At 68.6% G+C, this 8,090-nt stretch carries 9 protein-coding genes; 2 read left to right on the top strand and 7 right to left on the bottom strand.

Going from position 1 to position 8,090, the window contains the following annotated elements; translation table 11 throughout:
* The 7 genes from AB1609_10970 to AB1609_11000 all read right to left on the bottom strand — a co-directional run.
* On the bottom strand, positions 1 to 864 hold an 864-nt coding region (locus AB1609_10970; protein MEW6046988.1), incomplete at its 3' end, for a polyprenyl synthetase family protein.
* Complete coding sequence (locus AB1609_10975) at positions 825 to 1,670, bottom strand: ubiquinone/menaquinone biosynthesis methyltransferase (GenBank protein MEW6046989.1); 846 nt, start codon at positions 1,668 to 1,670, stop codon at positions 825 to 827. The genes AB1609_10970 and AB1609_10975, both read right to left, overlap by 40 nt.
* 55 nt (positions 1,671 to 1,725) lie before the next feature.
* Positions 1,726 to 2,370, bottom strand: coding sequence for a redox-sensing transcriptional repressor Rex (locus AB1609_10980; GenBank protein MEW6046990.1), 645 nt, complete (start codon positions 2,368 to 2,370; stop codon positions 1,726 to 1,728).
* 130 nt (positions 2,371 to 2,500) lie between these two features.
* Positions 2,501 to 2,968, bottom strand: a complete 468-nt coding sequence (locus tag AB1609_10985) for a 23S rRNA (pseudouridine(1915)-N(3))-methyltransferase RlmH (GenBank protein ID MEW6046991.1) — start codon at positions 2,966 to 2,968, stop codon at positions 2,501 to 2,503.
* A 6-nt stretch (positions 2,969 to 2,974) separates the two neighbouring features.
* Positions 2,975 to 4,414: a phosphoglucomutase/phosphomannomutase family protein gene (locus tag AB1609_10990; protein MEW6046992.1), complete on the bottom strand. Its 1,440-nt coding sequence runs from the start codon at positions 4,412 to 4,414 to the stop codon at positions 2,975 to 2,977.
* A gap of 181 nt (positions 4,415 to 4,595) precedes the next feature.
* Positions 4,596 to 5,729: a LacI family DNA-binding transcriptional regulator gene (locus AB1609_10995; GenBank protein ID MEW6046993.1), complete on the bottom strand. Its 1,134-nt coding sequence runs from the start codon at positions 5,727 to 5,729 to the stop codon at positions 4,596 to 4,598.
* A 225-nt stretch (positions 5,730 to 5,954) separates the two neighbouring features.
* On the bottom strand, positions 5,955 to 6,386 hold the full coding sequence (locus tag AB1609_11000) for a metallopeptidase family protein (GenBank protein MEW6046994.1): 432 nt from the start codon (positions 6,384 to 6,386) through the stop codon (positions 5,955 to 5,957).
* Positions 6,387 to 6,494: 108 nt separating this feature from the next.
* On the opposite strand from AB1609_11000, the gene AB1609_11005 reads away from it, so the two are divergent.
* Positions 6,495 to 7,265: a type III pantothenate kinase gene (locus AB1609_11005; GenBank protein ID MEW6046995.1), complete on the top strand. Its 771-nt coding sequence runs from the start codon at positions 6,495 to 6,497 to the stop codon at positions 7,263 to 7,265.
* A 6-nt stretch (positions 7,266 to 7,271) separates the two neighbouring features.
* The coding region (locus AB1609_11010) for a flippase-like domain-containing protein (protein MEW6046996.1) at positions 7,272 to 8,090 on the top strand (819 nt) is incomplete at its 3' end.

The raw sequence follows: 8,090 nt of genomic DNA on the forward strand, positions 1-8,090 counted from the left end.
GTTCTGGCGCACGAGCTTCACGATGGCCGCAATGTCCCCCGGATCCGGCGGCACGTTTCGCAGTCTCGGCTCGATCCGCTCCCGGTACTCCCGGTGCTGGAGGAGGTAGATGACCGGCAGGGTCAGCACCCCCTGCGCCAGGTCCGACCCGATGGGCTTGCCCATGACCTGATCGTCGCCGGTCAGGTCCAGAAGGTCGTCGACGACCTGGAAAGCAAGCCCCAGATTGTATCCGAACTGCCCCATGGCCCGGACCTGCGCAGGGCTGGCGCTTGCCAGAAGCGCCCCGCTTTCCGAACACGCCTGGAAGAACCGGGCGGTTTTCTTACCGATGCGCCGCAGGTACTCCTGCTCGGTCAGGTCCAGCTTGCCCTTGGCCTCGTGCTGGGCGATCTCCCCTTCGCACATCTCGTAGATCATGTCGGACATCACTTTGAGAACGCGGGGATGGCCCTGATCCACGATGAGGCTCATGGCCCGCGCGAGCATGAAGTCCCCGGTCAGCACCGCCGCGTAGTTGCCCCACACAGCGTTGACCGTGGGCCGCCCGCGGCGCGTTTCGGAGGCATCGATGACGTCATCGTGAACCAGGGTCGCCATGTGAATCATCTCGGCGGCCGCAGCGATGGGGATGACGGTACCGTCCGGCGTCCCGAACACCCTGCCGGCCAGAAGCGTCACAATGGGGCGGATCCGCTTGCCGCCCGCCCTCAGCAGGTGGAGCGAGGTGGTGGCCCCCAGGCCTTCTGCGGACGAGAGCACGTCTTCCAGCAGCGCCTCAACTTTCCTCAGCGCTTCACCCAGAAAGGCCTGAACTCGCTCCGCTACCTCTGGAGGCTTTTGCCCGCGCTGTCCCTGAGCCATTGACCCCGTCCGTTCTCCTGGCCGAGCCGCGCCCCGAATTCGCCCTCCGAGCGCCCGGGCGGCACCTGGCCCACGTGAATCGCAGCGATGCCGCCCAGAAGGTTTTTGAAGCGAACGGAAACCAACCCGGCCTTCTCCATGATGGAAGCCAGCCTGTCCTGGTCCGGGAAAGCGGTCAGGGACCCGGGGAGGTAGTCGTAGGGCCCCGACCGCCCGATGATCCACCGGCCGAGGCGGGGCACGATGCGGTAAAAGTAGAACTCGTAGAGCCGCCGCCACAGCCGCCCGCGCGGGTGCGACAGCTCCAGGCAGACGACCCGCCCGCCGGGCCGCACCACCCGCCGCATTTCTGCAAAGTACCGGTGCAGATCCGCCACGTTGCGTGCCGCAAAGGCCGTCGCGGCCGCATCGAAGGAACCGTCCGCAAAGGGGAGGAAAAGCGCGTTGGCGCACGCGAGCCGAACGCTCCCGCCCGGGCGGCCTGCCGCGCCGCGCCGGTTCAGCTTTCTCTTCGCCACATCCATCATGCCGAACGCAAAGTCTAGCCCGACCACGCAAGCGCCTGGCCCCATGCGCCGCGAGAGTTCCAGGGCGAGGTCGCCCGTACCCGTGGCAACGTCCAGCACCCGCCTGGCGCCCAAAGCGCACGCCTGCGCGGCAGCGCTGCGCCGCCACAACACGTCCTGCCAGAAGCTCAAGAGCCGGTTGAGAAGGTCGTAGCGGGAGGAAATGCTGTCGAACATCTCCCGCACGTACCGTTCCCGGCCTCTACGGTCCCTGGGAACCCCCAGCGCCTGAAGATCCAACCGCCTCGGGCGCCCGTCTTCGCCTCTTGTCGTGCCGACTGGCCTCCCCGCGGCCCTACTCGCTCAGGTAGTACGCCAGCCGCTGCATCTCCAGGCTCACGTCGGCGTTGGCCAGGTGGACGCCTGGAGGTACCACCAGCTTGGCCGGTGCGAAGTTGAGAATCGCCTTGATGCCGGCTTCCACGCACCGGTCGACCACCTGCTGGGCCGCCGGCGCGGGAACCGCCACGATCGCCATCTGCAGGTGCTCCTCTTTGGCAACCTGCGACAGCGCCTCCATGGGGTAGATGTACAGCCCGTCCAGGTGCGTCCGGACCTTGGAGGGATCGTTGTCAAACAGGGCCACGATGTGTAAGTTGAAGTGGGTGTCGTCCTTGTAGCGCTGCTGGTTGTAACGCACGAGCGCATGACCCAGGCTGCCGACGCCGACCAGCGCGATGCGGATCTCCCGATCCAGGTTCAAGATCTTGCGCAGCTCTTCGCGAAGGTAACTGACCTCGTAGCCCACGCCCTGCTTGCCAAACTCCCCGAACCAGGCCAGGTCCTTGCGGACCAGCGCCGGGCTCACTCCAGCCCTCTCGCCCAGTTCGTGGGAGGACATCAACTTGACCTCGCCGCTCTGATAGGCTTCCTCAAGGACACGCAGGTACAGCGGCAGCCGGCGCACGACCGCGTCCGATATCTTTTTCCAGCGCATCATCACCACGCAGCTCACCCCCCGCCCGCAAGGCCGGCCGAACGAAGACAGTGAAGACCTTTGCCCCCTCGTGCGGGCTCATTATAACCTGCTCACACGCAGCCGATCAATTCGATACTGGCGCCGTTTACGCCTATTTGTGATATGGCGCACCACGCACCAGGGTGGCGGCCCGGTAGATCTGTTCCGCCAGGATGAGGCGGGCAAGCTCGTGCGCCAGGGTGAGCGGGGAAAGGGAGAGCCTCTCGTCGCAGAGCCGGACGATCTCCGGATCGAGCCCCCAGGCGCCGCCCACGAAAAAGGCCACGTCGGCCTCGCTCAGCCTCGCTTCGAGCCACCCGGCAAACCCCTCGCTGGTAAACGTCCGCCCGTTCACTTCCAGCGCCACCCGAACCACCCTGGAAGGGAGGGAAAGCGTGAGCATCCGGCGGGCTTCTTCGCGCATCGCGGCCGTCCCGCCGCCCAGGGCGCTGCCCTGCCGCACCTCCACGACCCGGGCAGCCATGCCCATGCGGGCCGCCCTCGCCAGGTACTCCTCGGTGGCCTGGCGGATGCCGGGGTGGCGGATGCGGCCCGCCGCGACGATCCACAGCCGCCCCATTCTCTCTCAGATACCCGAAAGCTCGATCAGGTGCCGGACCTCCCGCTCCATCCGGTCGAGCAGTTCACGATCGGGGGCCTCGAGGTAGAGGCGCATGAGGGGTTCCGTCCCCGATGCCCGCAACAACCACCACGCGCCGCCCTCGAGCATCGCCTTGACGCCGTCCATGAGAATGACGCGTTCCACCTTGCGGCCTGCCCAGGTGTCCGGAGGCCGCACCGACAGCCTCTCCAGCACCTGGCGCTTCAGTTCGTCGCCCACCGGGAGGTCGACCCGGCGGCCGTACGCCGGCCCGAGGCGCGACAGGATGGCGTCCAGCGTCTTTTTTAGGGACTGCCCGCTCTCCGCCCAGATCCGCGCCACCAGGAGCACCGCCAGGATTCCGTCCTTCTCGGGAATGTGACCGGCGATGCTCAGGCCGCCGCTCTCCTCTCCGCCCAGCGTAACCGGCTCGCGGCGCATGACGGCTGCGATGTGCTTGAAGCCGACGGGGGTCTCCCGAAGCGGCACGCCGTACTCCTGCGCCAGGCGGTCCAGCAGGTGCGTGGTGGCCACCGTGCGCACCACGCTTCCCCGCATCTCCCGCACGCGGAGCAGGTAGTCACAGACCACGGCCAGCACCTGGTTGGCCGTCAGGTAGGCGCCGTCCTCGTCCACCACCCCAAACCGGTCCGCGTCCCCGTCGGTTGCAAGCCCCAGACTGCCGGGGTGGCGCCGGACGGCCTCGGCCAGCTCCTGCAGGTGCTCTTGCGTCGGCTCGGGGGCGCCGCCGCCGAAGAGGGGATCACGGTGGTCGTGAAGGCGGTGAACCCGGATTCCCAGGTCCTCCAGGGCATCGGGCACGTAGCCGCGGCCCGTGCCGTACATGGCATCGTAGACCACCTCGACCCGGCGGGGCAGCCTTTCGGTTCCCACCACGCTCATCAGGTGAGCCATGTAGTCGAGCCGCGCCTCGATGGGTTCCACCAGGCCCTGGCGGCGGGCCTGGTCGAGGGAAAGCGTCCGGATGACCAGGTTCCCGGAAGCGGAAGCCGCTTCGAGACGGCGGATCTGTTCCTCGATGGCGGCCGTCATGTCGGACTGTGCCGGGCCGCCGTATTCGGGGATGAACTTGATGCCCAGGTACTGGGGTGGGTTATGGCTGGCGGTCACCATGATCGCTCCCGCTGCGCGCCGGTGCACCACCGCGTGGGCCAGGGCCGGTGTCGGCACGTCGCCGGCCGCCAGCCCCACGGCCAGGCTGTTGCCGGCCAGCACCTGGGCCACCTCCTCGGCGAACCTCTCGGCCAGGAACCGGGTGTCGTACCCGACCAGCACCTCCCGCCGCCCGAGGTGGGTCTCCTGAAGGTAGTTGGCAATCGCCTGGGTGACGAGGCGAACGTTGGGGAAGGTGAACTGATCCGCGATGACCGCGCGCCATCCGTCCGTGCCAAACCTGATGGGCAAGCCTGCAGCACCCCCATGCCGCAGTATTCCGCGGGGTAACCCATGAATTCCACCTGCACGGGGACCTCCCTTTCGAGCCGGGCACCGCCGCACGCGGGAAACGAAGCGCCCCGCCGCTTCGTCCGGCGGGGCGCCCTGGAGGGTACGCCTGGCCCCGGGCCGATCCGCCAGGCCCTGGCCGTCACGCGAAGGAATAAGCCCGGGTCGCTTCGTTGGGTGTGCGCTGGATGCCGCAGCTTTCCCGCACTACCAGATTCGGCGTGATGGCAAGCTGAACGGGCGGGCGGCCGCGGTCCTTGAGCAGATCGAGCAGCATCAGCGCGGCCATGCGCCCCATCTGCTCCCGGTTGACGGTAACGCACGTCAAACCCATCGCCTGTTCGCCCGCGGAGCCGTGGCCCCAGACCACCAGCGCGAGATCCTGGGGCACGGCGATGCCGGACTCCTTGAGCGCGTGCAGGACGCCCGGAACGAGCGCCTCGTGCGCGACGTACAGGGCGGTGATGCCCGAAAGAACGGATCCCCTGGCGGACGCCGTCCCGTCAAGGCCGAGCAGGCTTCGGGCTGCCCGGTATCCGGCGGCGTGAGCCGTGCCGTTGCGCAGCTCCTCGGTCTCCACGCGGGCGATGCGCGCCGCGTCAGCGGGGAGGCCCGCCGCGGCCAGGGCCCTTTCGATGCCGCTCCGAACCTGTTCGCCCCAGCGCCCGCCGGGGATGACCGCCCCGATGCGCCGGTGCCCGGCACCCAGCAGCCGCTCCACGACCTGGGCCGAGGGCGTCATCCAGTCGATGGTCACCGCGCTGGCCGCAAGGCCCTCAGGCACCTCGTCGCCCAGGACCACCACGGGCATGGCGTCCGCGGAGAGGCTCTTGAGCCAGGACGCCCCTCGCAGGTCGCCGCCCACGATGAGGCCGTCCACCTGGCGCTGGGAGACGGTGGAAGGCGGATCCCACTGCGCGGATTGGGTGTCCATGACGTTGAGAACCAAATGCATCTGCTCGCGCCGCAGCACCGCCTCCACGCCCTGGATGAGGCCCAGGCCGTAGCCCGGCATCGAGGAAGGCAGGGCCAGGAGCAGCCCGGCCTGACCCGTACGGCGGGTGGCAAGCGCCCGCGCGACGGCGTTGGGGTGGTAGTCCATCTTCCGCACGGCCTTCAGGACACGCTCCCGGACGTGGGGCCGTACGCACGACTTGCCGTTGATGACCCGTGAGACGGTGGCTTTCGATACGCCTGCGGCCTTCGCCACGTCGTCGAGCGTGATGCGCCTGGTCGCCTGTGGCCCCTGCTGTTGGTTGCGCTTTCGTCGCGGCATCTCCCTCAACTCCCTGTCCTTGCTGTCACGGCCAGGTAGGCTGCGCACGGGCCGAACCGGTTCGTGGCCCCCGGTTGCCATGTCTGCGTCCCGCCCGGCCGATTTCTGTCCCGCATCCCGTCAAAGGAACGGGCCCGTTTGCCCGGCCCCGCCCGGATCCTCACCTGTTATTAGGTGATGTATCCTCCCCGTGTTACGAAAGTGTTACCGATGCCAAAAGTTTCGTCAAGAGCGCTCACCCGGCGCCGCCCGGCCCCGGCGGCGCAGGCGCCAGGGCCTCCGGCGCATGGCCTGTTTTTCGCGCATCGCTTGCAGCTGCCGGAAATCCTCCTCCTCCAGGTCGTCGACACCCGCCCGGCTCTCCAGGTGGTGGCGGAGTTCGTGGGCGAGCGTCCGCTCGATCTCCTGCCGGACTTCTTCCACCTCTGCATTTCCCAGGATGGCCCGAAAGGACCCGTAATATAAGACGACGTATCTCCCGAGTCCCTGGGGGTCTTCCACGTACTCACCGAGAATGTAGACGCCCGGCAGGCCCCTGGAGTGGCGGCGCGCCTGTTCGACCACCAGCACGCCCGCATCGAGCCCCTCGAGCAGAGCCGGGGGCAAGCGATCGAGGGCCTCTGCCACCATGCTCCGGAACTCTTTCAGGGAGACCATCGCCACCCGCCGCCCACTTCGAAACGATTTTAAGGCCCGGGGGGTCTACCGGCAAGGCAGCGCGGCGGCGGGCCTGGCGGGGCCGTCTGAGAAAGCGGGGGAAGTGCCTTGCTTCTGGCCATCGACGTTGGCAACACTACCACGGGGATTGCCGTTTTCGACGGCGACCGGATCGTTCACCACTGGTGGCTGACCACCCTGCGGGAACGGACGGCTGATGAACTGGGCCTTGCGCTGTCGGTGCTGATGCAGGTCGACGGCGCCCCCAAAGCAAGCCTCACGGGGGCCGCCATCAGTTCGGTCGTCCCCTCCCAGACCGAACCCTGGCGCCAGGCATGCCGGCGCTTCTTCGGCCTGGAAGCCGTGGTGGTCGGGCCGGACGTGGACGCGGGTGTCCGGATCGCCTACCGGTTCCCCGAGGAACTGGGCGCCGACCGCATCGTCAACGCGGCAGCGGCGCTGGCGCTGTATGGGGCGCCGGTGGTGGTGGTGGACTTCGGCACGGCCACCACGTTCGACGTGGTGAACGAGCGGGGAGAGTACATGGGTGGCGCCATCGCTCCGGGTGTGGGCATCTCTGCCGAGGCGCTGTTCGAACGGGCGGCGCGCCTTCCCCGGGTGGAACTGAACCGCCCCCCGTCGGTGATCGGCCGCACCACGGCCGAGAGCGTCCAGTCCGGCATCATCTTCGGCTTCGCCGGGCAGGCCGACGCCATCGTGCGGCGCATCCAGCGGGAACTCAAGGCTCCGCCGCGGGTGGTGGCCACGGGCGGGCTGGCCGGCCTGATTGCGCCCGAAAGCGAGACCATCCAGGAGGTCAACCCTCTCCTGACGCTCCAGGGGCTCCGCCTCATCTTCGAGCGGGCCCGGAAAGGATAAGAAGCGTTGGCAGAAGACCGGGCCGAGCACCCGCAGCTGGGACAAGATGCGCTGGTCCGCAACCTGCTCCTGGGCGCGGCCCTCACGGTCGTCACCCTCGCGGTCCTCCTGGGGCTCACCTGGTCCCCCGACAGCCTGCGCCTGCTCCGGGAGATCCGCATACAGACCGTCGGCGCAGCGCTGGGCCTCGTGGCGTGCACCTGGGCCATCCACGGCGGGCGCGCGTGGCTCGTGGCCCGCTCGCTGGGCTACCCGGTGAGGTACCGCCTGGCGCTGCGCGCCACGCTGGTCGGCGGGATGGTCTCCGGCCTCACGCCGTTCTCGGGCGGTGGCGGCGCAGCGGAGGCGGCCGTGCTCGCGCAGGGCGGGGTCCCCTACTCGATCGGGGCGGCCGCCGTGACCGCGGCCGGGGTGATCAATCAGAGCGTCCTCGTCATCGTGTCGCTCGTGCTTGCGTTCAGCCCCATCTCGCTTCCGGGCCTGCCCGTGGTGCGTACGGTGCTGCGCTGGATCCTGGTGGTGTATGCAGCCGGACTCGGAGGCGTGATCGCCGCCCTGTTCCGCCTCGAATGGCTGGCAGGGCCCGTGGAGGCGCTGCTTGGTCACCTCGGGCGGGTCTTTCCGGGGGCTGCTTCCAGGGCCAGAGCCCTGCGGCTCAAGACCCGGCACTTCCTCGTCTCCATGGCCGAGGCGCTGCGCGCCGTGCTGCAGAGAAGGCCTCTGGTGGCAGCAGCCGTCGCCGCCAGCTACCTGGTTTCGTACATCCTGCTCTTCCTGGTGGCTCCGCTCCTGGCCTCCAGTCTGAGCGGCGACCTTCCGGCGAAG

The sequence above is a fragment of the Bacillota bacterium genome (assembly GCA_040754675.1).
In the GTDB taxonomy this organism is placed as follows: Bacteria; Bacillota; Limnochordia; order Limnochordales; family Geochordaceae; genus Geochorda.

Coding starts and splice junctions, on each gene's coding strand:
- AB1609_10985 (MEW6046991.1), bottom strand. CDS start 2,968: ATGGGGCGGCTGTGGATCGTCGCGGCGGGCCGCATCCGCCACCCCGGC.
- AB1609_10980 (MEW6046990.1), bottom strand. CDS start 2,370: ATGATGCGCTGGAAAAAGATATCGGACGCGGTCGTGCGCCGGCTGCCG.
- AB1609_11000 (MEW6046994.1), bottom strand. CDS start 6,386: ATGGTCTCCCTGAAAGAGTTCCGGAGCATGGTGGCAGAGGCCCTCGAT.
- AB1609_10995 (MEW6046993.1), bottom strand. CDS start 5,729: ATGCCGCGACGAAAGCGCAACCAACAGCAGGGGCCACAGGCGACCAGG.